This window comes from Brevibacillus sp. HB1.4B (assembly GCF_013284285.1).
Classification (GTDB): Bacteria; Bacillota; Bacilli; order Brevibacillales; family Brevibacillaceae; genus Brevibacillus; species Brevibacillus porteri.
The window spans coordinates 59266-83731 of record NZ_JABSUT010000005.1 but is presented as its reverse complement, the minus strand read 5'-3'; the positions used below and the strand labels follow the sequence as shown (position 1 = coordinate 83731).

Below are 24466 nucleotides of genomic sequence, written 5' to 3'. Positions count from 1 at the left end.
GATCGCTTTGTCAGATAGCAAACAAAGACATGCTCACGTAGAACATGCCTAAACGGATGAACCTGCCACTTATGTTTGGGAGGAGTCGTCTTTTGCTGCCAATCGACTGTGTTTGCGCCCATAAAGGAAATAGACGATCGCTCCGACCGACAGCCAACCGAGAAAACCGATCTTGGTCAGCGTAGGCAGATTGAAAACGAGATATCCGCAAAAGAGAACCGCAAGCAAGGGAACAAGCGGAACAAATGGGACGCGAAAAGCCCGCGGTAATTGCGGATGAGTGCGGCGCAGTACAACTAGTCCAATCGAGACCAAAATAAAAGCAAACAGCGTTCCGATGTTAGTGAGCTGGGCCAAGCTCGAGAGGGGCAATAATCCACCGAAGGTTGCAACTAATACTGCCACGACGAGCGTGCTCTTTTGTGGTACCTGTGTGCGGGGATGTACGTGCGAAAAGAGCTCAGGGAGCAAGCCATCTCGGCTCATCGCAAAAAACATCCGGGCTTGTCCATACATCATGACTAACAAAACGGTCGTGATCCCGACGATAGCACCCAACGAAATGAAGCCTGCTACCCAGTCCTGATTGACATAACTGAGCGCAAAGGCTACCGGATTTTTGACATTCAACAATTTGTACGGAACAATCCCTGTCAATGTCAGCGAGACAGCAATGTACAAAATCGTGCACACGAGTAAGGACGAGATGATCCCGATTGGCATGTCGCGCTGGGGATTGCGCACTTCTTCGGCCGCACTGGACACCGCATCAAACCCGATAAAAGCAAAAAACACCGTTGCGGCACCAGTCGCTACTCCCGCAAAACCAAACGGCATAAATGGACTCCAGTTTTCCGGCTTGACATACATGACCCCAACGACGAGGAACAGGACAACTACCGTTATTTTTATTAACACCATGATGGTATTCAAGCTCGCTGACTCTCTCGTTCCCTTCATCAACAAAGCTGTAATGATGACAATGATGAGGACCGCAGGTAGATCGATGATTGTTCCTTTCGATGCATCAAACGCACTCGTGAGCGCATGCGGCAGGTGGATGTTAAACCCAGCTAGCAATCCCTGGGCATACCCCGACCATCCGCTTGCCACCGCAGCACAAGCCACTCCGTATTCGAGAATCAAGTCCCACCCAATCATCCACGCGACAAATTCGCCAAATGCCGCATAACTGTATGTATATGCGCTTCCCGACACTGGAACAGTCGAAGCAAATTCCGCATAGCAGAGTGCGGCAAACACACAGGCAAGTGCCGCAATAACAAAAGACAAAACAAGTGCTGGCCCAGCGTGCAAGGCAGCGGCAACTCCCGTTAACACAAAAATCCCTGTTCCCATGATCGCGCCGATGCCCAGCATCGTCAGGTCAAAAGCACCTAATGACTTTTTGAGCGAGCTTTCGTTTTTATCCACCTGCTCCAGCATTTGTGCAACTGACTTTTTCCTCAGCAATTGATTTTTCCATGACATCATGTGCGACCTCCCAAGCGGGTCATTCACTTCCAACCGTGATTGAAAACAGTTGGAGTATGATCCGTTTGGAGGAAAATTATGCACATGTGCAGTTTGGGCGGATTTTGTCAGGGCTACCTACTTGCTAATCCGCGCCCAATGACATTGGCGGAAACTGGTGTAATCCCAAGCTCTCTCGCCCAAATGGACAACTGTCCCATGTGATGAATCTCGTGGGCGATGACATGGCGAAGCAGCTCCCCCTTCGTGTACACTTCATCATCCCAGGCGACCTTTACCGATTCGTTCTCCATCTCGTCTGACCAATTCTCGATGAAATCACGCAATTCTATGCGCCATGCATCTGATAGTTCTTTTACCTTTTCCAGAGACTTGTAATCTTCATACGATACCTGAATATCCGGCTTCCCCTGTACACCTCGAAGCCAGCTATACTCCACATCTGTAATGTGAAACAGCGTGTACAAAATCGTGGCAGCCCCACCTGTACGCTCGCGGAGCAATTCATCTGACGACAGCTGCTTGCACCATTCCATCCACTCGTCCCGTACCTGCCAGTTATACTGGAAAAACATTTTCATTGGATTCGCTCCTTGTTTGATCATTATGTAGATTAGGAAAATTTTAACTAATTATAGCACGTACGTTCGTGTTTTGTGAAATCCTGTGTGCTTGTCTTCTAACGGTAGTGGTCGGGTGAAGCCCTGCCACATGTTTTCCAGTCGCCTGTATCCTCTCTTCGTTCGGGTGGTCTCCTTCCAAACATGTGACAGTGCTTTCGTATAGCTTTGATCTCTTCTGGCTGTTAGATCATAGTGGTGGGCAGGTCAAAGTAGCCTCCTCGAATTTACTTTCGCATTTATTAACCAAAGCCGCGTAGGAAGAAGTGTATTTCCAGTCAAAGCGCCTCTGGAGCCCACCTTAGCGCAGGAAAAAATGGCGGGGAATTTCAGCTTCACTTATGGACTACCTCCTCGAAACTTCTACGTTTGAAGCGCTCCCGCCATTTATTCCGGAGCGGACAGTCATTCCCGCTTGTGGGGCGTAGGCCGAAGCGTAGACTGGAAATGCGCTTCTTCCTCCACTACAGTAGCAGTAACTAACAAAAAGACCGCCAGAGCTAACCCTGACGGTCCAACATACTAATCCATGCTTTCATCCAAAAACGAAAGAGAGAATCCACCTGAGAGTAAATAAAGAAAACTAGACACGTTCCCTTTTGGCTTGATGATCTGCTTAATCGCCCGAACGTATAGCCTGATCTGGCCTTCGTATCTTCTTTTCATCTCTTCGATGGCTACGGCAGTCGCTTCTTTTGCCATCCAATCTGTCTTGAAATCGATCAGGACGAGGCTTCCATCCTGTTCCTCCAACAGGCAATCAATGACCCCTTGAACGACAACCTGCTCGTTGCTTTCTTCACCTAACTCCGCTTCTACTTCATAAGCAGGAAGCACGAGGGTAAATGGTAATTCACGATGCACGACCGCCGCCGCCTTCATTCGCTGCCCCAAAGGATCAGCGAAGAATCGGGCGATCTGGGGAACATCTACTGCTTGTACCTGCTCGTCAGTCAAAAAGCGACGTGCCGCGAGTGCCATCACCTGCTCCCGAATATCCGCTTCATCCAGCGGACGCTTCAAATCGAGATGCTGGAACACTAAGTGCGTGATTGTCCCTTTTTCTGCTGCTGTCAGTCGATTGGATTTTTGCTCAGACAAAAACTTTGGCTTTTCCGTAATCGACGGCAGTGTGAGTGGCTGTCCGCCTTTGCTGACTTTGGCATGTCGCTTGAGTTCGCTGACACTCCATTTCGCAGCGACGCGTGGCGCAATAGGATGCGGGTCCTGCCAACCTAATCTCGTGTCTACAATCTCTCGCAACGTGTGATCAGACGGCCGTTCCTCAATCGCCTCTCGTCTGGTCATACGCTCCCACAGAGACGCATCGTCGTTGATTGACTCTCCTTGAGCACGGAGCTCATCTGCCTGATAGAAATGAAACGACCAAACCGAATCATCTTGCACACTTCTGACTCTCACGACATCTCCTGAGCCTTGTTGCTCTGGATATGCCCGCAGCAATCCTGCGCCAGGATGTCGAAGCATCGCACGCCCTACCCAATCCAGGTAACCTTTTGCCTGTATCAAATCTTCGTCACTGAGCCGCTCGCTGTCATCCTGTCTGCCCCAGTCCGTCACACTTTTTGCGAGATCCTTCGATGAACCAACAAGAATGAGCTTCTCGCGTGCACGCGTCAAAGCCACATAAAGCACACGCATTTCCTCTGCCAGCATATCCCGACGTAGCTTTTGCCGGATGCCTAGCGCAGCCAGACTCGGATAGCGCAGCTGCATGGAGGGCTCGATTGCCATCGGGCCAAAGCCCAGATCTTTATGCAGCAAAAACTGGCTTTTCAAATCCATCGTATTAAACTGCTTGCCCATACCCGCCACAAAAACAACTGGGAACTCCAGCCCCTTACTTTTATGGATCGTCATGATTCGTACGACATCCTCGTTTTCTCCGATGGTTCTTGCTTCGCCCATATCATTGCCCGCCTCTTGCAGACGGTCGACAAAGCGCAAAAAGCGGAACAAACCTCGATAGGAGCCAGCTTCGTATTGTCTCGCACGATCATAGAGCGCACGCAAGTTGGCCTGTCGCTGCTGACCGTTTTCCAGAGCCGCCACATAATCGAGATAGCCCGTCTCCCGGTATAGCATCGTCAGCAGTTCCGATAAAGCACCTCTGCGAGCCTCTGTCCGCCATAGATCCAATCGGCCAAAAAACTGTCGCAGCCTTTTCTCCCACGACTCTTGGGCCGGGCGTTCCTCTGCATATTGGAGTACGGCTTGGTGAAACGGCCCTGTCGCGTAGTGAATGCGGATTTGAGCAAGTTGCTCCTCCCGCAAGCCCACGATAGGAGACCGCAATACAGCTGCCAATGGAATGTCTTGGAGCGGGTTGTCAATGACACGCAGCAAGGAGAGCATCGTTTCTACCTCCGTCGCCGCGAAATAACCCGCAGTCTGCTCCGCATACACGGGAATTCCTGCCGCGTGCAGCTCCTCTTGCATTGTCTGCCCCCAGCCTGAGGTCGCACGAAGCAAAATAACGATATCGTGATAGGCCAGCGGACGCATTCCCCCAGCCTTTTTATCGAAAACGAGCAGTGGCTCTTCTCCCTCGCCTGGCTCCATCCAACGTCGAATGCGGCTGGCAATCAGTCGCGCTTCCAGCTGTGCTACACTCGCTTCCTCTGCGGACTCTCCTTCTGTCTCGGGAATACCTGCTTCGCCCTCATCTGTCGACTCGGCAACTACCACCTGACCTTCTTCTGCTATCGCTGTATTCCGGTCGATCAGATGCATCTCTGCCTGCAAACGGTTCGGCTGTGCTTCAGGATAAGACGCACGGTTGATCAACTCCGCCGAAGGATCATAACCAATCTCACCTACCCCGTGAGACATGATCTGACGAAACAAAAAGTTAACGGCATCTACGACTTCTCTTCTACTGCGGAAGTTTGCCGCCAGATCAATACGCCGTCCGATGCACACTTCGTCAGCGTCCCTATCTTTTTGATAGGTCACATATTTTTCGAGAAACAGCTTCGGCTCTGCCAAGCGGAACCGATAAATACTCTGCTTCACATCACCTACCATGAAGCGATTCGCTGGCTGACCATCCGCTCCGTCTCGGGAAACCATTTGCAAGATGGTCTCCTGCACGAGGTTGATATCCTGATATTCGTCTACCAGCACTTCAGCGAACTGTTCACGCAATTGGGTCGAGATAGACGATGGAACAGTCTCCCCAGACTCATTCGTTTCGGTTAAAACGCGCAGAGCAAGATGCTCCAAGTCGCCAAAGTCGACTAAGCCACGCGAGCGCTTCTCCAATTGAAATGCGTCCGAAAATGCTGTCACCAGTCTTGCCAATGTCTGCATGTGAGGAGCAATCCGCTGCAAATCCGCAACGTACTGCTCGGCTGTCGTAGAAAAGTATTGCTCGATTTGCTCTGCCAGTTCCTTTTTCACGCTGTTTCGCAGGTCTTGCACCTGTTCCTTCACGAGCGGATCTGTACCTTTCACTGGAGGCAGCTTGGCAAATACAACTCCTCGGACAGCTCCGACAGTCGCTTCCCAGCCATCTATGCAAGCCGCTCCAGCACGCTCTAGGGCAGCTGCTTCCGCCTCAAGCAAAGGCAAATAGCCAGCAGGCCCTTCCGGTGAGCCTGCCAATAGAACTGCCCTGCGCATCTTAGCCGTCATTCCACCGAGTGCCAGCTCCACAGAACGCAGCACGCTTCTGGTCCACTCCAGTCCGTCCAGACCGTTTTTATCGTGAACCGCAAACATTCCAGCCGCTTCCCCGAGCCATTGTTCTGGTGCCGGATGACTGCGTGAAAACTCATACAGTCTGAGCAGCAAAATGGTGAGAGCATGATCGTCCTGACCGTCCAGCATCACATCAGCTAATGCATGAAAATCCACGTCATTCTCATACCAGCTCTCCAGCTGTTCCTCCAAGATATCCTGCCGTAAAAGCTCGCCTTCCATCTGATCGGCAATGCGAAAATCAGGATCGAGTTCAATCAGATAGTAATACTGGCGCAAAATCCCCAAGCAAAACGAGTGAAGCGTCGTAATCGTCGCCCGCTGAAGCAGCGCCAGTTGTCGACGCAGATGAGAAGAGTGCGGGTCATCTTTCAATGCTTTTCGCAATGCATCGCCAATCCGGTGACGCATCTCAGCCGCTGCCGCATTGGTAAAGGTCACCACCAACAGCTGATCGACTCCAACCGGGTCCTTCTCGTCCATGATCCGTCGGATAATCCGCTCAACCAGAACAGAGGTTTTCCCTGAGCCTGCTGCCGCTGCCACCAGGAGATTATTCCCGCGCTGGATAATCGCTTGCCATTGCTCGTCCGTCCATTGTTCAGGCTTGGCCTGCAATTGTTGATCCGCCATCGGTCATTCCTCCTTCTCCTGCCATCTGCTGTTCTGCCAGCATGCTCCATATTTGCTTGTTGTTCCACTTGGCAAGCTGTCGGTGCTCATTCCCGCCTGCATCTCCGTCAAACTTGCATACAGGCTTGTACGAACAGTAATCGCAAGCGGTCATCGTCCCATTTGTGTACGGTTCGATCTGGATTTCCCCGTTGGTCATGCGCGTACTGATTTGCTTTACAGTATCGCGAACATAGGAGGTCAAGGCTTGGAATTGCTCGGCTGTTGCCACAGATGATCGCGACGAAAGCGTTCCGTCCTTTTTGATTTCAAATGGCACCAGCTCTGACGCCCCTTGCTCTACATAGCCATCCATCATTCGTGCCAGCTCTGGGTCTGCGAGCATCAAGCCTTTCATGCGCAAGCGCTTTGCCCGCTCCTTTGCCGCTTCGTCAGCCGTTAGCAAGCGTTTTGCCGTCACAAAAGGATCGGCTACCTGATAGTAGAAAACGCCTCCCATTTCGGCTTTTTTCCCCAGCCATTCCTCCGCATTTGCCACGACGACATCCAGATAGACGAGCAGTTGCAAGTTCAGGCCATTCCACACGTCGGAGAGAGACAGCTGCTTGGGACTGGACTTGTAGTCAATCACGCGCAAATACGGGACCTCACTATCCAGTGATTGGTCAACGCGGTCAATTCGTCCGATTAACTGAAGCTCCACGCCATTTTCAAGTGTTAAAGCCAATCCCGGTAAATCTGAACTTGGCCCAAACGAAACCTCCAGTCCTACTGGTGCAAAACGGCTGCGCTTCGCATGCTCCCCGAGTACGTAAATCGCGCGGCCAACTGCTCGCTTCAGCTTGCCGGACAAATAACGATACCGGGCAGTCCGCGTCAAAATGCTGCTGCGAGTCGCAGGAACCAGTTCTTCTACAACCACATTTGCAAGCTGCATGCTATTGTCTTCCGTCAGCTTGCTCCACTCCAGATTGTCTTCGTTCATTTTTTCAACGGCTCGCTTGAGTGATGCGTGGAACAGCTCTCCCACATCGAAACGTTCCAGCTTGTACATCGTTCTCTCTGCCAATCTGAGACCGTGGGAAGAGAAATGCGAGAACGGACATGACTGGAACCGCTCCAGACGAGACACGCTCATTTTTAGTTGTTTGCCGTACAAGGTCGTGCTCGTTTCTAAATCCAGCTCCTGCGGCCGATTGAAGTAACGCAAGCCGGACAACAGCCACTGCTCCCGTTTGACATCGGAAGAGGTACGAATATACCAATCGTATACCTCCCACCAGAAATCTGGCAGCTCTCCTGTTTTCTTCATAGATCGCAATAGCGTCAACAGGTGGCGGAACACACGTCTCGGATGACCGAGCAAGAATGCATCGGTCTCGTGCTGCCCCGTCGGTTCGTTATAAAACACCTGATGCGGGATATCCGGCAGCACTTCCCGGATGCGTGTAAACACGGAGGAGGGCAGCAGTGCCTTGCCCTCTTCATCTGCCAACGCACAGCTCAGGATTAGTCTCTCCGATGGTCTCGTCATCGCTTGGTACAGCAGGTAAGGCTCAGCCATCAGCCGTTGCTTTGCACTCGGTGCCAGCGACATGCCCATTTCAGCCAGTCGCTCACGTTCCGCCTCATCCAGAATTCCTTCTTCTTTTGGACGCAACGGAATAATGCCCTCGTTAACGCCAAGCAAAAACAGAGCGTTGACATCCGGTTGACGGGAGCGCTCCATGGCCCCGATCAGCACCTGATCCAGCGCCGGGGGAACGAGTCCCAATTCAATCGTCTCCAGACCGCTGTCGAGCACACGAGCAAATGTCGCCAGATCCATGCTCTCGTCGCCCATGACCTCCACGACCTGATCCATCAGCTCGATCAATCCCGTCCATACTTGCCCGTGCACCTGTGCTGCATCGAGATCACCGTCATTTTCTGCCTTCCTCTGCCAATTCTCTAGCTTGTTAGGCACATCCAGCGCGATCAGAAGATTGTACAGGGCAAGAGTCATTTCCTGTACGTTATTGCCCGTTGCTTGCTTCATCTCTTTTTCAAAGAACAGGAGCGGCGCTGCGTATTTGCGTCTCAACTCATCGATTTTCGCGTCTTCCTCAGCGCCAGCTTGCCCGCGGAAATGCCAAGCAGATTCTTCTGCCCATTGATAACCAAAGACACCATGAGCCAGCACGTAGTTTTCCAGTCGGTCGATTTCCTTCCGGGCTGTATGCTCATCGGTGATATCCAACAGGAGCAGGTCTGTTTTCAAGCAGCGGAAAACAGCGTCGTAGCGCCATTTTGTGACAATGACCTCCAATGCCGAGCGCACCAGCTCGACCAAGGGATGGTGCATGACAGAGCGCTTCTGGTCCAAGAAGTGCGGGATGCCGTATTCGGTAAATACAGCCGAAATCTCGTCAGCGTACGTACCAATTTCCCGAAGCAAAATCGCCATGTCCTTCCAGCGATACCCCTCTTCTCTCGACAGAGTCAGGAGCTTCAGCGCCACAGCCTCTACCTCTGCTCGCCTGTTCACTGCTGAGAGCATCGTCACTTCGTCCGAACGTCCGGGCTGATCCGGGATTGGCGGGTCTCCCCATTGGAAATACACTTGTTCGACCTGACGCAGCCATGGACTGCTCTTGAATCGCTGTGCCTCGGTCAATAAAAGCGGCTTGGCGATTGAGACACCCGATTCACGCGCCATCAGTGTCAAGGCTTGGTATGTTCGCAGTGTAGGGTGGAACAGCCCCAGTTCATCCACAGAGGCGTCCCGTTCATTCGGGTCAAGCGTCAGCGCAATCGTCACCTGCTTGGCGTGCTGCATCAACTGTTCGATCAAGCGCAGCTCTTGATTCGTAAACCCGGTAAAGCCATCGATAAATATTTCAGCCTGCTTGATGTACATGGAATCACGTACCATTGTGGCCACTCGGTTCAGGATGTCATCCGCATCACAATACCCCTCCGACAAGTAAGCCTCGTACGCATTCATAATCAAGCGAAGGTCATGTATTTTTTGATTGAGATTGGCTCCTCCCCACTCCAGATTCTCGGAATCGGTGAAGGATACCCCATACGATTTGCACTCGCTAATCAAGCGACCGAGCTGAGAAGCAAACCCAGGCTGTGTCGCCGAGCGCCCGAATACGTTCAGCTCTTCCTTGTGCCGCTCCAAAAGCATGCGCAAAACCATATGCTTGCCCAGATCGTCAACAGGCACGGTAATCAGGTCGCCCAGCTCCTGCATGAGCCTGTGAGCCAATCGACCGAAGCTGAGCACTTGTGTCCCCATCACACCGCCTAGCTCTGGCAGTGTGGCGAGCGCATACTCTTCCTGAAAGCTGGCCTGTTCCGGTACGAGCAGAATCATAGGCGAACCCAACGGCTTTTCCCGTAGCCGGGCTTGCATCTGCCGATGAATCGATTCTGTCTTCCCCGTTCCTGCCCGTCCCAGTATAAATTGGACTGCCATGATTTTTCCCCTTCCCTACTCCATTTCCAGATGCAGCATGCTGCCTTTTCCCATCGGTTCTGCTGGTGTCACGACCAGACGACGCGGCATGCGCACACGTATTTCCGGGACGTGGCTAATGACCCCGATGGTAAAATCGTCCATGCGCAGTCGTTCAAGCGCATCCATAACGACTTCCAATAGCTCCGGATCGAGTGTCCCAAAGCCTTCGTCCAAGAAGAAAAACTCCAGGCGGCCGCCACGCATTTGAATCTCCATCGACAGGGCAAGAGCCAGCGACAAGGAAGTCAGGAATGTTTCCCCGCCAGACAATGTGCTTACTGGACGGCGCATTCCTCCAGCTCCTTCATCTCGCAAAACAAATTCGCCCTCGTCGCCGATTTCCAGCCCGTAACGATTGGCGGTCATCCGCTTCAGGTGATACGAAGCGTCTCTGGCGATTGATACCAGTTTTTCCTCCGCAATGAACTGGACAAACGCCTTGGCTTCAAACAACTTTTTCAACTCTTCCAAGCGGCTCTGCTCATCCTGCTGCTGTACCATCTCTTTATGAAGCTCTTGCCATTTGTCATGATTTTTTTCCATGCGATCCACGTGCTCTTTGGCGACAGCGACTTGCTTTTGCGCCTCCTGGAAGGCTTGCTCCCATTGCTCCCATGCCTCTTTTGCAGTGGTGAGCTCTTCTTGCGTAAACGAACGGCCTGCTACTGCTTGCTGTAGCCTTTCTTCCTCGTAACGAAGCTGCCCTGCGATTCGCGTGTAAGCCTCGACTTGTTCCTGTGCCTGTGGCAATTGCTCGCGCTCTGCGTACCGCTCCCGTACATACTCGACAGTGCCGAGACCTGTTTCTTGCAAGCCTTGGTACAATGTCTCGTGAGCTTCCGTACGTTGCCGTGTGAGGATGGCCAACGTCTCCGAATATTTGACCAGATTGTTTTGCACCGTTTCCCGGGCCTCGGCGGTCTCTTTGCGCTTTGTCTCTGCCAACGTGACTGCCTGACGCAAACCGAGGAGAGAATCCTCTACCCGCATCAGACACTCCTGCGCAGTAAGTCCTCCCGTGCGTTCCAGCCATTGGGCATGTTTTTGTTCCCACATGCGCTTTCTATCTTCAAGCTTTTCCTTCAGCGCCGCTTCCCGTGATTTGCCCTCTACCTTACGCGACTTGGCGGCTTCTACTTGCATCGTCAGCTTTCCGCGCAGCGTTTCTTTCTCGGATCGTACCTGCTGTAGTTCTGCTAAACGGCGATCTGATTTTCCGATTTCCTCGTACCGCTGTTCGATTTCCTCGATGGGAAGCTCATTGCGTTTCTTGTCGAGCTCTTCTCTTGCATGCTTTTCTTGCATGGATGCAGCGTCCAGGCGAGCTTTATTGTCATTGATTGCCTTCTGTGCCTGCTCGAGCAACAGCGTGCTCCGCTCCATCAAGCGTTTCTTTTCCGCTTCTTCCTCACGCAAGGCCTCCAGCTGCTGCTGCAATTGCTCACGCTCTGCTTTTAGTCGCTCTCTTTCCGCTTGCTTGGCGATCCGTTCTTTTTCCTCGCGCTGATAGACTCCGAGTAGCTCTTCAAAAGAATCCACGATCCAAGGCTGTCCGTACCCGCGACACTCTGCCTTGATCGCTTCCAAGCGCGCTTCCAGCTGTTCCTGTTCAGCCTTTACGCTTGCTAGGCGCTCATCAAAAGCAGCAAGCGCTCCCTTCGCTGCCAACCAAGCTTCCTTGGTCTTGCCTGCTTCTTGCTCAGCCGCACGCAAAGCCTCTTCTGACGCTTTGATTCGGGCACGCAGGGAATCACCCTCCGTCCCCACTTCAGACGCTTTTGTATGGTTCTGGTGCCCGTGTGGGTGGTGTTCGGAACCACATACCGGACACTCCTTGCCTTCCTCTAAACGTTCGCGCAAAAATCGCGCCATGTTTTCCTGCTGCCAGCGTTCCCATTCTTGGCGCAGCTCATCTCGTTGGACCAGTTGACTCTTCACAAGCGCTTCGCTTGTCTCTACTGCCCGAGTCAGCTCTTGATTGCGCTCATCCAACTGCTTACGCTCCTGGACGATGTGTTGCGACTTCTCCTGCCATGATGAGAAAGCCTGCAATACTTCCCGCCACTGGCGCCCTACCTGCTTCATGTCTGCCAGTACATTTCTTGCTTTCTCCCATTCTGCTTCACTCATCAAAGCCGAGTCGGTAGGTGCTGCCAGCTCTTCTCTTTTTTGTGCCAACCGATTCGCACACACTTCCCAGCTGCGCTTGTTCTCATCGGCCGTATGGGTTGCCGTCTGGATGTGCTCCTCTGCTGCGAGTTGTTCTTTTTCCAGCTCACGTACCTTGGCATAGTCCCGTTCCCACTGCTGCTTCGCTTCTCTGGCTGCCGCTATTTGTGCTCGCCATTCTGGAGAGATCGTGACCTGCTTCATCTGTTCTTGCAGATCCGCCCACGCTAGCTCCCAGTTTTTTAATTCGGCTTCATCCTTTTCCAACTGTTGTTCGATGTTGGTCAAGGCGACTGACACTTCATTCCACTCTCGCTCCAGACCTGTCCACTCTTCCCGGATCGCCTTTAGCTCCTCTTCCCACTCCTGTGCCTGTACCAGCCTGCCCTTTTGCTGAATCAGTAACGGCTCCTGTACAGCCAATTCGGCATGAACCTTCTGATACGCTTGCTCTACCTCATCTACGGCCAAACGAGCACTCTCCTGTTGTTCGCGGCTGCGTTCCAATGCCGTACCGGTCGCATGCCATTCCTGATCCAAACGCTCATATTGCTGGAGTAATGGCCACAATCGAATACTCGACTCCCATTCGCGAATCTTCGCGGTTAGGGATGCCATTTCCGCTTCATTTGCTTCCTGCTGCTGTAGTTGCGCCTGGACTTGCACTAGCTCCTGATGCCACTGGTTCAGCTGCTCCAGCTCCTTTAGCTTCCCGGCCAGCTCCTGTTTTTGCTGGGTGAATTCCTGCTCTTTTTGTGCAGCTTCCTCCCATGTATGTCTCGCCAGCTCCAAGGCTTCCGGACCTGCGTCACCCAGAGCTGCACTCGCCAGTTGCAAGCGATGCATCTGTTCCTTGACCTGCTCCAACGCGTGCCGTACGCGCTCGCTCAGCTTTTCCCCATAAATATGTAGGCGGAACATTCGTTGCAGCATTTCATTGCGCTCACTGCCCTTCAGCGTCAAGAAACGGGAAAATTGCCCCTGTGGCAAAACGACCGCCCGGGTAAAGTCCTGCAAAGTGAGACCAATCAGCGCCTCAATCGCGGCAGTCGCGGACGTGGCTTTGGATTCCAATACGACATCCGGCTCTCCGGTCAAGGCTCCCGACTGAATCAGCCTTACTTCCGGTTGTCTCTTGTTCCCCTTTTTATCCAGGCCAAATTCCCGTTCCACCGTATATTGCTTGCGCTCATCGCCAGTCCCCAGCTCAAAGGTAAAGGACACAAATACGCGCTGCTCCAGCTGGTTCAGCACTTCTTTCGGATGGTTTCCCCCGCCCAACCGGACGACCTGCCCGTACAGCGCTAGCGTGATCGCGTCCAAGATTGTCGATTTCCCGCTTCCAGTCGGACCGAATATCCCAAACAGTCCCGCCTGACATAGCACTTCGAAATCGACCTCTTGCATTTCTCTGTAGCTGTGCATCCCTGCCAGCTTCAATCGTATCGGTCTCACTCTTCTTCCCCCTCTCCTCCGGTTTCTGCCAATAGACGCTGGAACAAGGCCACCAGCTGCTCATCCGGCTCTGCTCCCCGTCTCCGTTCATAGAAGCGTTTGAACAATTGATCGGACGTCAGCTCTGTCAGCTCGACCCGCTGCTCCTCTTCCTCCTCACGCTCTTCCCTCACGACAACACGTTGTATTTTCAAAAAATCATCCGAAAGCTTGCGGACACGCTGAAATTCTGCCGGGTCGATCACGCCAGATACATGCAGCTCCAAGTCAATCCACGCCCCTGCATCGCGTCCCTCTTCCAACCAGCGCTCGACTTGCTCAATTCCCTCCGTCGCCCTCCAACGTGCCAATGGCCGTGCGCTCGTCAAATAAATGATCTCCTCACGCACTTCTTGCCCTGGCTCCACCTCGACCAGTACGACTGCCTTGCTCTGACCTGCTTCGGAAAAGCTGTACGAAATCGGTGAACCGCTGTAACGCACCAACGGCTTGTCACTGAGCTTTTGCAGTCGATGGAGATGGCCGAGCGCCACATAATCAGCGTTCTTCGGAAAAGCCTGCGGTGATACAGTCAACGCTCCCCCAATTTGAATCGGTCGCTCGGAATCTGTTTCCTTACCGCCCATGACAAATAAGTGGCTCGTGACCAGGTTGACCGTATCCTCACGAAAATGAACAGACAGATCAGCAAGCAATTGTGCAATGCGCTCGGAAAAAGCAAGCTGCATCTGCTCCTGGGTAAAGCTTTCGCTCAACAGCTCCTTTAATCGCGATTCAGAAGGATACGGCAAAGCCAAAATGACCGCATTCGCTGCGCAGCCAGGAATCTTCATTTCTAGCCAAGAAGGGCCTCCCTGCACAAGTTGCACGCGATCAGTCGATGCTTCCTGCGTCAGCAATGGCGCTTCCTTCGGCAACCCCAACAATACAATTCCGTGCTTTGTGGCAAGCGGCGCTGCTGCCCGCACCCGCTCAGGCTGGTCATGGTTCCCCGCGATCACGACAACACCTCGCCTGCCTTCCGAAGACAAGCGCTCTAATGCATCATAAAAAAGCTCTTCCGCCCAAGCAGGCGGATTGACCGAATCGTACACATCCCCAGCAATGAGCACCAAATCCACTTCCCGCTCATCAGCGATGTGACAGAGCTCGTCCACAAAAGCTGTTTGTTCTATCCGTCGGTCCCGCCCTTCCAGCTGCCGCCCGAAATGCCAGTCGGCTGTATGTAATATCCGCATGTCTACTATCACTCTCCACGATCATGTGTTTGCTTTTCATTGTAACAAAAGACAGCGCGGTTCGCGGTTGAAATTTACTCCACTTCCCCGTTACTTTTGCTCCTGACTGCTCGTCTTCCAACTGAAAAGGTCGCGATTGATCGATCTCATCCCGGAAAGGAGCTCGTTACCGTTGCGTAATTCCCGCCTGTTGCTCACCCTGACAGTAGGACTTGCCGTCTCCAGTCTCGTCCTCACTGCCCCCTCTTCCCTTGCCTCCAGAGAGCCTACCAAGACCCAAATAATGGATTGGATTAACAAGCAAGCCAAAAATCCAGTTGTTTCCGACAACTTTGATTTTCAACTCGTCAATCTCGATGATGACCCGGAACCAGAAATTGCCGCCAAGCATAACGGCAGCGTACATATCGGGAGTTTTTACGTTTTGGATCAAAAGCCTGATCGTACGTATGCCCTCATCGCGGAAGAGGAATGGAATCCACCGCGCCTGCAATTGGATCATTGGGACTATACACGTGAAGTAAATTACTCCGAGATTGATAAGAACACTGAAGTTGAACCGCGTCTACTCGCAGAAAAACGAGTATTTGAAACCGTCCAGCATACTGGCGGATCAGGCATATCGGTCTACCAGGCGAATCTGTGGTATTTGGACAAAGGTCGTTTGGTCAAAGCATGGGAAGGACTGCTGCGGGAAACGGTTTCCGTGCCGGGTGGTCAACTTTTCCGGACGGTCGGCAGTTATCAAATCGTACATGATGACGAAGCAAAACCACTGCTCTACCACTGGCAAACGAAGCAGGAGCTAAACCCGGATACAGGTGAACTGCTGCCGGGCAAGCCTGAGACTGCTGTGCAAATTTATCGTTGGGAAAATGGTGTTTTTGTTCCTATGAATGTGGAAAAACCGTCTGGGCAATAGCCTGACGGTCTGTAATTCGATGTCCTCTATCGATTGTGGTGGGGGCGAAGACCTGCCACATGTTCTCCAGTCGCCTTTTTCCTCTCTTCGTTCGGGCGGTCTCCTTCCGAACATGTGACAGGTCTTCCCAACAGCTGTGTATCTGATTCGATGCTTTTACATCATTGTGAAAGTATGACAAGGAGCTTCTTGAATTTACTCACAAGACGTTTAATAAAAAGTCGCGTAGGAAGAAGTGCATTTCCAGTCCAAGCGCCTCTGGAGCCCTACCCAGCGCAGAAATGAATGGCAGGGAATTTCAGCTTCACTTATGAGATCCTTCCTCGAAACTTCAACGTTTGAAGCGCTCCTGCCACTCATTTCGGAGCGGACAGTGAATCCCCCTTGCAGGGTGTAGGCTGAAGCGTTGACTGGAAATGCGCTTCTTCCCCACCACTACAGCTATATAATAAAAAAGCTGCCCTCCACGAATTAGGAGCGCAGCTTTTCCTCATTATTATCTTCTCAGCTTTTCATTTGTCGGTGACTTCAATGTCTGCAAGCACATGTAGCAGATGATCCCGAACAAAATGGTGATAATCATGGAATGAGTCAGCGTAGCGTACAGGTGAAGCTTGTAAATAATGACGAAGCCACCGCTGAACACCTGCGCGATGCAAAGAATAAAGCTCAGGATACTCGCACCGTATAAGTCACGCCGTTTTTCCTTGAAATGACGTATGCAGTAAATCATTGTCCCCAACAACAAGAATCCCAACACCATCGCAGCGATTCTGTGGGCAAAATGAATACCAGTCTGTCCGTACAACTCTGGGATAATCTGTCCCTGGCACAGCGGCCAGTCACTGCATGCCATACTTGAACCCGTATGTCTGACATACGCTCCGAGATAAACAACAGCGTACGTATAAGTAGCGACGAACCACATCCAGTTGCGGAAGCCTTTTGAGACGGTCGTTTTCACCAAGCTTTGCGTTTTTTCCCGCTGATAAACGAACACACTCAATAAGAACACGCCTGAATAAGCAAGCAAGGAGAATCCGAAGTGCAGAGCCAAAACAGATGAGGACTGTGGCCAAATGACGGCAGAAGCGCCGAGAATGGACTCCACTACGATGAAAAACAAACCAAAAATAGCGAGATTGCGAACTTCTTGGTTGCCTTTGTAATAGCGCCAGCAAAGTACAGAGAAAATCACGACAACAATACCGGCAACACCTGTAATCAGGCGATGAGAATATTCAATAATGGATGCCAACGTGTATTCCGGAACCCATTTTCCGTTGCACAGCGGCCAGTCATTTCCACAGCCGAGTGCTGAATCTGTCTTGGTAACAAGCGAACCGGCTACCATCACGATAAACATGATCAAGGTAGCAAGAAAAGCTAACGGCTTCAGCCATTTTTCCATAGTAATTCACCCTGTTTCTTGTGAGGATCAAACAACACCTCGTTCTATGTCCTCTTTTACGATAATGAAACATCCCCTGCTAAGCAAGGGATGTTCCGTGAACATTTAGTGAGTGTTTCGTGTCAATAATAGTTGACCATGGTACTAATGACAATCGCTGCACAAAACACGGTCAAATAAAGGATGGAATAGCCGAACAGTTTGCGTGCCCAAGCAAGATCATCCTTGGTTTTGAACCCCTGTAAAAGCAGAACCATGTACACAATCCCCATCACGCCCATGACAAGCAAATACACATAGCCTAGGCTAGCGTGGACGAACAGCAGCAAAGAAGCCGGGAACAACACCGAACCCCACAGCACCATTTGTCGCTTCGTCTCGGCAAAGCCTTTTACTACCGGTAGCATCGGCAGATTACCTGCACGGTATTCTTCTGTTTTCAGCATGGCCAACGCCAAAAAATGGGGTGGCTGCCACAAGAACAAGACCAGGAACAACAGCCAAGCCGTCATGTCCATGGTGCCTGTTACTGCTACCCACCCAATCACTGGAGGAGCTGCACCTGAAATACCACCAATCACCGTATTGAGAGTTGTTACTCTTTTCAGCGGCGTGTAAATCAAGACGTAAAAAATGTGACCGATTAATCCCCAAACCGCCGCCAAGGGATTCGCATATACAGCCAACACAGTAACCCCTGCCAACAGCAGGCCAATCCCTAAGAGGATCGCGTTACGTGCAGAAATTCTTCCTGTCGCTACCGCACGATTTTGCGTCCGCTTCATTTTTTTGTCCAGATCACGGTCGTAGAAATTATTTAAAGCCGCACCCGACATAATGACCAAAGCGGTTCCTAGCATGGTGAATAAAGCCAGTTTCCAGTTCGGATAACCGTAGGACGCTAACCATAAAGCAGCAAAAGTGGTCATCAAGTTTGACAGGGTAATACCAGGCTTCGTCAGTTGTACGTAATCCTGAAAGGTAGCTGGCCCTACCGGCTGTGTCTGCAAAGCAGCATCGGCATCAAGCGATTCCTGCATCGGCATTTGCTGGTCCACGTTTTGTACCTCCTGTTTCCTTCTATCTGAACATCCGAATCATGACTGGATAAACTAACTACATTGTATCCAATGCCCAAAAAACTACTAAAACGATTACTTACCAAAAATTACATCCAGTACGCCAGACGTCTCGCCACCCGGATAAATCCAGTACAGCAGCAAATAAACCGCCGCTCCTGTAATGGAAGTGACAAACCACACAATGGATGTCCAAGGACCGATCTTACGATGAGAAGCATAGTTTTTCGTGTAAGCGTATCTGAGTGTAATCAGACCCATCACACCACCGACTGTTGCCAGGATGATGTGGAAGAACAAGAACGTCTGATAGATTGGCTTGATGCTGTCTGGTCCGCCAAAATGTGTGTTTCCGACAAAGACCGTTCTGGATACATAAGTGATAAAGAAAATCGTGGCACAGAACGCAGCCCATTTCATAATCTTCATATGCTTTTCTACTTGCTTTTTCGCAATGGCGTACCAGCCAATCGCAACGAGAATTCCGCTAATCACGATAAAAGCCGTACTTACCGTAGGCAATATGAGCCCCATTTTTTCACCTCATTCAACAAACGTTTCTGCTGTTCGCGCATATTTAAAAAGTCGGCTTTTCAGCACCGAAAGATTGATCCATCGGCATGTCGTCCTGCTTCTCTGCCTTGTACCAATGGTAGAAGACATAGGCCAGCACACAGCCGTAAACAAGCTCCTGTACCAGCTTCATAATGATTCCGCCAAGACGCTGATCGTTAAACGCGTCGAGGCTTTGGAATAGCTGTGGCGCAGCTATATACGTAGCGTACAGCGGTTCCGAAGCAAAAATAATCAGCGCACAGGCGGGCGTAATCAAGACACCGTTTGCAAAAACGTACGACAGTTTTTTCAATCCAGCCAGTTGTCGCTTGTTATCAGACAACGGACTCACAATCGGCCACCACATCGCAAATGCGGCAATCACGAGAATGACATGATAAAACGTCATCCACTCATGGTTAATCGCGACGGCATCAAAAATAAATGGAACATGGTAAAACGAAAACAGTGAGTTGAACAACAGCGCTGCCACTAACGGGTGTGTCAAAGAGTTTAGTATGAACTTCATCGCTTTCGGACGGAAAATCTTGGCCAAAAGCCATTCAGGCATTGCGAGAAGCATAAGCGGTGGCAGGGCAAAGTACAAAATCGATTGTTGGAGCATGTGCAAACTAAACATGTAATGATGGCCGTAATAACTGATAGGGCTTCCTTGTGCGGTGTAAAACAACACGATTGCCAACACAAAAAGTAATCTTTGCTTGCCAGTCGCCGGTGTAGCGTTTTCAAAACGTTTATGCATAGGACCGGTTACGAGAAAATAGACAGTAGTCACGAGTAACGACAAAAGCATCACATCCGGACTCCACAAATCTGAAAAGGTTGCGGTTCCGACAGCCGGTGACATCTCGTGCATTTGATGTTCATTTCCCATGTTTATATCCTCCCTTCCAAAATGTAAAATCTTGGACGATACACTCTTGCTGGGCGTCGTCATATGTACATATTGCGTCAATATGAAATACCAATTTTTATCTATTAAATGTTGCCCTTGATCCAATCTCCATTATACCGTTGATTCCCTTTTTCTTTGTAGATAAAAATGAACAAAGTGTTGAACAAAACAATTCACAAAATTTACATAAAAAAAACTCCTTATGAGTGGAGTCAGCATAGTGGAGGAGAAGAAAAAGCACAGTTCTCTTCGACTCTGACACGCCAGCATGTGGGATTGACTGGCCGTCTCCACTTCAAAAAGGGGACCGTCGAGCCAAAGCCACCCTACGGGCGGACGTTTCTCAAGGAAGAAGTGTTCGACAAGCGTGGTCCCCTTTTTGAAGTTCCGACTGGGTTGGCGGTGTCAAGGTCTACGAGCCCTGTGCTTTTTCTTCTCACCTGCTTTGTTTGTTCATCAGTACCTTTTAAAATCTTTCCTATATGAAAATAAAGAAGAGTCCAGATCTTGTCTGAACTCTTCTTCTCTTCCTATCTTACAGTCCAAAGGAAACGAACTTGGTTTCCAAATACTCATCCATTCCGTAGCGGCCACCTTCACGGCCGATTCCGCTTTCCTTGAATCCGCCAAACGGCGCTTGCGTCTGCGTAGGAGAACCATCATTGATCCCTACGATTCCGTATTCGAGGAGCTCAGCCATACGGAAGCAACGCTGATTATCGCGGGTATACACATAAGCAGCCAAGCCGTAACGTGTGTCGTTTGCCATCTGTACAACATCCGCTTCCTCTGTAAAACGCACGAGTGGAACGACTGGACCGAACGTTTCCTCAAAAGAGATTTTCATATCCGATGTAACGCCAGCAAGCAAGGTCGGTTCGCAATAGAAGCCCTTCGCATAATCACCTTCAACCAAACGATTTCCGCCGTATACCACTTGCCCGCCTTTGTCCTTGGCGTCCTCGATATGCTCGAGCACCTTGTTCAAGGCACGCTCGTTCACCAGTGGACCGATCTCTGTCTCTTTCTGGCGACCATCTCCTACCTTCGCACGCTTCAGACGCTCTACCAGCTTTTCTGTGAACGCATCTGCGACATCCTCGTGGACGTACAGACGGTTCGTGCAAATGCACATTTGACCGGAGTTACGGAATTTGCTCTCAAACAGACCTTTTACGGCTGCATCCAGATCGGCATCCGGGAATACGATGAACGGTGCGTGACCACCAAGCTCCATGCTGACGCGCTTCACTTGCTTCGCCGCCCCCTCCATCAGCAGCTTGCCGACACGAGTGGAGCCTGTAAATCCGATTTTGGAAAGCTTCGGATTGTCGATGAACTCTTTCCCAATCGATTCAGGATTTCCAATGACGAGGTTTACGACGCCTTTTGGAAAACCAGCCTGCTCAATCAGCTCAAACATACGAATCGCAGACAGCGGCGTGCTTTCTGCTGGCTTTAAAACCACCGTGCAGCCCGCAGCCAATGCCGGAGCGATCTTGCGTGCAACCATGTTCACCGGGAAGTTCCACGGGGTAATCGCCCCAACCACCCCTACAGGCTGACGCAGCACCATGATTCGCTTGTTCGCAACGGAGGATGGGATCGTTTCTCCGTTGACACGTTTGGCTTCTTCTGCGTACCAAACGAAATTATCAGCGGCACCCAGAACTTCGCCTTTTGCCTCGCCCAAAGGCTTGCCCATTTCAGCAGAAATGATGCCCGCTAGTTCATCCCGATTGTTTTTCACCAGCTCGGACAAGTTGTACAAATATTTGGCGCGCTCGCGAGCAGTCAGTCGAGACCAGCTTGCAAATGCCTGATGAGCAGCGTCGATGGCCTTGTTGGCATCACGACCATCGCCGAAGGTTACTGTTCCAACTGTTTCGCCTGTAGCAGGATTCGTAATTTGAATGGACTCGCCACTCTCGGCATTCACCCATTCTCCATTAATAAACATTTGCTTGTACTCTCCCATGACATTCGCTCCTCTCAATCTCTCTCAATAGATTGGTTTTAGGGCCTCAAACGGATTTTTGCAGTGCCGGCAATACAAAATACTTCGACAAGCAGCAGGGCCAAACAAATTTTCCATTTGTGTATAAGGGGAATCACAGTAGGGACATGCCACTTCCCATGTATCTCCCGGTTTGAAGTCAAGCGGTGGCGGCGCGATGCCAAAGCTTTTCAGCTTATCACGAGCATCCAAGGCGATACGATCAGATGTCCAGGCTGGATCATAGACGAACGCTACCTGAACCTGATTGATTCCTTCTACCTCCACCAGCTTTTCTGTGATGTTCTTCTTCATGATCTCGAGTGCCGGACAGCCGACAAAGGTAGGGAGCACCTCGACGTGTACGACGTCTGTCTCGACGCGCACTTTGTGAATCATCCCCATCTCTACCATGCTGATCACCGGAATTTCGGGATCTGTTACTTGCTGCAGCAGTTCCCAGCATGTCGCTTCAAGCCCTTCATGCAGTTGCAGTTCTTCTTGCGCCATGAGAGAATCACTCCTTTTTACCAGCCTGCAGCCGGATCAATGCGGTACACTTCAGACAAGGTAGCCAAAGCTTGCACCAGATCAGCAGTATGTTCACCGTGACGTCCGCGCTCTTGTGGCACTCCTGGCTCCCCCTGCCATTCGAGTCCTGCTTTTTCGAAAATGTCTTGGGTCAGTGTCAGCCATTTTTGTTTCAGTTGCTCTTCTTCTACAATCAGGCCAAATTGAACGATATCGACCTCGTTTGGTCCGAGATGAGGCAGCTCCCCGGCATCCTTCCAAACTTTTGCAATGGCTGCCTCCAGCCTCTGACGTGCATCAGCCGTACTGTTCGCCAGTTGCTTCAGCCAAACTTGCCAGTGCATCAGATGATAGCGATGCTCTGTCATCATTTTGCGACTGACGAGCGCGAGTGGTGCGTATGACGACTGCGTAAGTGCCTCCAAGCGAACCTGCTTGTATAAGCCGTACACATAGCTGCGAACAATCGCATAAGCCCAATCGTAATGAGGATGATCGTTGTATTCACCTTCGCCGTTTTTACGCTCTACCAAGATCGCATTGGAAAACGCCTTCGCCTCGCGCAGCTGTGCGAGATCATCTGCTTTGCCCACTCCTAGTTGCTCCAGCATTTCATAAAACATCACGGCATGGCCCATCATGTCCTGGGACATCGAAGAAAAGGCCACATCTTCTTCAATATGCGGAGCAAGCCCAAGCCATTCCGATCCGCGATAAGCTAATATAAAATCGTCATCAGCAAGCTGGAACAACAGGTCGGTTAAGGCTTTTGCGAATGCCGGGTTTTGTTTTGCTACTTCCACTGTTTCTACATGTAAAATGTCGCCCATGATTGTATCCCTCCTGCTTAACTGCCGTTGCCTGCATGCTTCTGTTTTTCTTCGTACTGCTCGCGATGGTGACGCCATCTCGACTGCAAGTCGCCGTATCCTTTGGTCTCCCGATAACTCTTGTTGTCGAGTCTTTCCAGGAAAGGACGCTCCTCTGGCGGTAGTCCAAAAATGTCGTCGCGCTTGACTACCCACAAATTAAAACAAGGCTCGCGGCGCAAGAAATTTTCCCTCGCCATGCTCAATGCGACTTCTTTATTGGGTGCCAACAAACTGAACTGTTGGACGAACGGAGCATTTACGCTTTTTTGGCTGAATACTTCGTATATGAAAAAGTTTTCGTTGCTCATCCACATTCACCTACCCTACTTGTCGGCCGTACGACATGATCGCGTCACGCACCCATTTGGTTTCTTCATAAGACATTACCCGAAGATTCAGACGGTGAGCGGAGCGTGGTCCGTTCCCCTTGACGATTTGCTTGAACTCTTCCCAGTCAGGCTGTTGGTAGACCCATTTGTCTTCTGCCTCGTCGAAGTAAATCGTATCGTCTGGAACTGTGAAGCCAAGGTGGAAAATACGCGGCAAATACTTTTTCAGGAATACTTGGCGCAATTCTTCATTGGTCTGTGTACGAATCTTGTAGCGCATGTTGGATTCCTGATTGCTCGTAATGTTGCCGTTTTCCGGCGGTCCGAAAAACATCAAGAGCGCTGGCCACCAACGATGGATAGCATCTTGCAGCATTTGGCGCTGTTCATCGGTGCCTTCTGCCAACTCCAAGACGATGCTCTCCCCGTGTTGGGCGTGGAACTTTTCTTCCGCACAGATCCGATGCAGAGCACGGGCGTAAGGTGCATAAGATGTATCAAGGGACATCGATTGCGTAATGATAGCCGCGCCGTCAACCAGCCAGCCAATCACACCAGCATCAGCCCAGGTAGGCGCCTCCATGTGGAATACATTGTGAAATTTCAGTCTTTTTGTAAACAAATCATTCATGATATCCTCGCGCGTCTTGCCCAATGGCTCAAGCAAGTCTTCTACGACGCGAAGCAGCAATTGACCATGCCCCATCTCGTCCTGGACCTTCGCCATAATTGCCAGCTTTCTGCGCAGTGTCGGCGCCTTTGGTACCCATTCTTTTTCCGGCAAGGCACCCATGATCTCACTGATGCCATGCATCGAAATCAACTTGATCAACTGGTTGCGATAGTCGTCTGGCATCCAATCGTCTGCCTCTATTTTTTCCCCGCGTTCGATTCTCGCTAAAAACGCTTCCAACTTTTCGTTTTCAGTCAGATCGGCATGTTCGAGCCTCATTTGCATGGAGAACGCCCTCCTTTTATCAGATATGCATTATGTTAAAATTATAATACGTTTTTA

At 51.0% G+C, this 24466-nt stretch carries 16 protein-coding genes; 1 reads left to right on the top strand and 15 read right to left on the bottom strand.

The features are described 5' to 3' along the window. Positions 1-69 precede the first annotated feature (69 nt). The 6 genes from bcaP to HP398_RS13690 form a co-directional block, all read right to left on the bottom strand. Positions 70-1491 (bottom strand): branched-chain amino acid transporter BcaP, encoded by a 1422-nt coding sequence (bcaP, locus tag HP398_RS13715; protein WP_017251547.1) that lies wholly within the window; start codon positions 1489-1491, stop codon positions 70-72. Between the two features lie 116 nt (positions 1492-1607). Beyond that, positions 1608-2075, bottom strand: a complete 468-nt coding sequence (locus HP398_RS13710) for a DinB family protein (RefSeq protein ID WP_017251548.1) — start codon at positions 2073-2075, stop codon at positions 1608-1610. Between the two features lie 561 nt (positions 2076-2636). After that, complete coding sequence (addA, locus tag HP398_RS13705) at positions 2637-6470, bottom strand: helicase-exonuclease AddAB subunit AddA (protein WP_173622858.1); 3834 nt, start codon at positions 6468-6470, stop codon at positions 2637-2639. Beyond that, complete coding sequence (addB, locus tag HP398_RS13700; protein ID WP_173622857.1) at positions 6439-9936, bottom strand: helicase-exonuclease AddAB subunit AddB; 3498 nt, start codon at positions 9934-9936, stop codon at positions 6439-6441. Before addB ends, addA begins: the two co-directional genes overlap by 32 nt. Before the next feature lie 15 nt (positions 9937-9951). Beyond that, a complete protein-coding gene (locus tag HP398_RS13695) occupies positions 9952-13602 on the bottom strand; it encodes an AAA family ATPase (protein WP_173622856.1) in 3651 nt (1216 codons plus the stop codon). Then, positions 13599-14840, bottom strand: a complete 1242-nt coding sequence (locus tag HP398_RS13690) for an exonuclease SbcCD subunit D (protein WP_017251552.1) — start codon at positions 14838-14840, stop codon at positions 13599-13601. The genes HP398_RS13695 and HP398_RS13690 overlap by 4 nt, the downstream gene beginning before the upstream one ends. 172 nt (positions 14841-15012) lie before the next feature. On the opposite strand from HP398_RS13690, the gene HP398_RS13685 reads away from it, so the two are divergent. Further along, positions 15013-15762, top strand: a complete 750-nt coding sequence (locus HP398_RS13685) for a hypothetical protein (protein WP_173622855.1) — start codon at positions 15013-15015, stop codon at positions 15760-15762. 496 nt (positions 15763-16258) lie between these two features. Here the strand turns inward: HP398_RS13685 and HP398_RS13680 are convergent, their stop codons facing one another. From HP398_RS13680 to paaA, 9 genes are all read right to left on the bottom strand, one after another. Next, entirely contained in the window at positions 16259-17173 is a 915-nt protein-coding gene (locus HP398_RS13680) for a COX15/CtaA family protein (protein ID WP_017251554.1), read from the bottom strand. Between the two features lie 122 nt (positions 17174-17295). Then, on the bottom strand, positions 17296-18231 hold the full coding sequence (gene cyoE, locus HP398_RS13675) for a heme o synthase (RefSeq protein ID WP_017251555.1): 936 nt from the start codon (positions 18229-18231) through the stop codon (positions 17296-17298). A 96-nt stretch (positions 18232-18327) separates the two neighbouring features. Beyond that, a complete protein-coding gene (locus HP398_RS13670; protein WP_173622854.1) occupies positions 18328-18786 on the bottom strand; it encodes a DUF420 domain-containing protein in 459 nt (152 codons plus the stop codon). A 43-nt stretch (positions 18787-18829) separates the two neighbouring features. Then, complete coding sequence (locus tag HP398_RS13665; protein ID WP_017251557.1) at positions 18830-19702, bottom strand: cytochrome c oxidase assembly protein; 873 nt, start codon at positions 19700-19702, stop codon at positions 18830-18832. Positions 19703-20258: 556 nt separating this feature from the next. After that, the gene (locus HP398_RS13660) at positions 20259-21701 is read right to left on the bottom strand and encodes an NAD-dependent succinate-semialdehyde dehydrogenase (RefSeq protein WP_017251558.1); all 1443 of its coding nucleotides are present in this window, start codon (positions 21699-21701) and stop codon (positions 20259-20261) included. Between the two features lie 24 nt (positions 21702-21725). Further along, positions 21726-22229 carry a 1,2-phenylacetyl-CoA epoxidase subunit PaaD gene (paaD, locus tag HP398_RS13655; RefSeq protein WP_017251559.1) on the bottom strand — a complete coding sequence of 168 codons (504 nt, stop codon included), beginning with the start codon at positions 22227-22229 and terminating at the stop codon, positions 21726-21728. Positions 22230-22246: 17 nt separating this feature from the next. Then, entirely contained in the window at positions 22247-23080 is an 834-nt protein-coding gene (gene paaC, locus HP398_RS13650) for a 1,2-phenylacetyl-CoA epoxidase subunit PaaC (protein WP_173622853.1), read from the bottom strand. A gap of 17 nt (positions 23081-23097) precedes the next feature. Next, entirely contained in the window at positions 23098-23430 is a 333-nt protein-coding gene (gene paaB, locus HP398_RS13645) for a 1,2-phenylacetyl-CoA epoxidase subunit PaaB (protein ID WP_015893218.1), read from the bottom strand. Positions 23431-23440: 10 nt separating this feature from the next. Beyond that, complete coding sequence (gene paaA, locus HP398_RS13640) at positions 23441-24409, bottom strand: 1,2-phenylacetyl-CoA epoxidase subunit PaaA (protein ID WP_017251561.1); 969 nt, start codon at positions 24407-24409, stop codon at positions 23441-23443. Between the last annotated feature and the right edge of the window lie 57 nt (positions 24410-24466).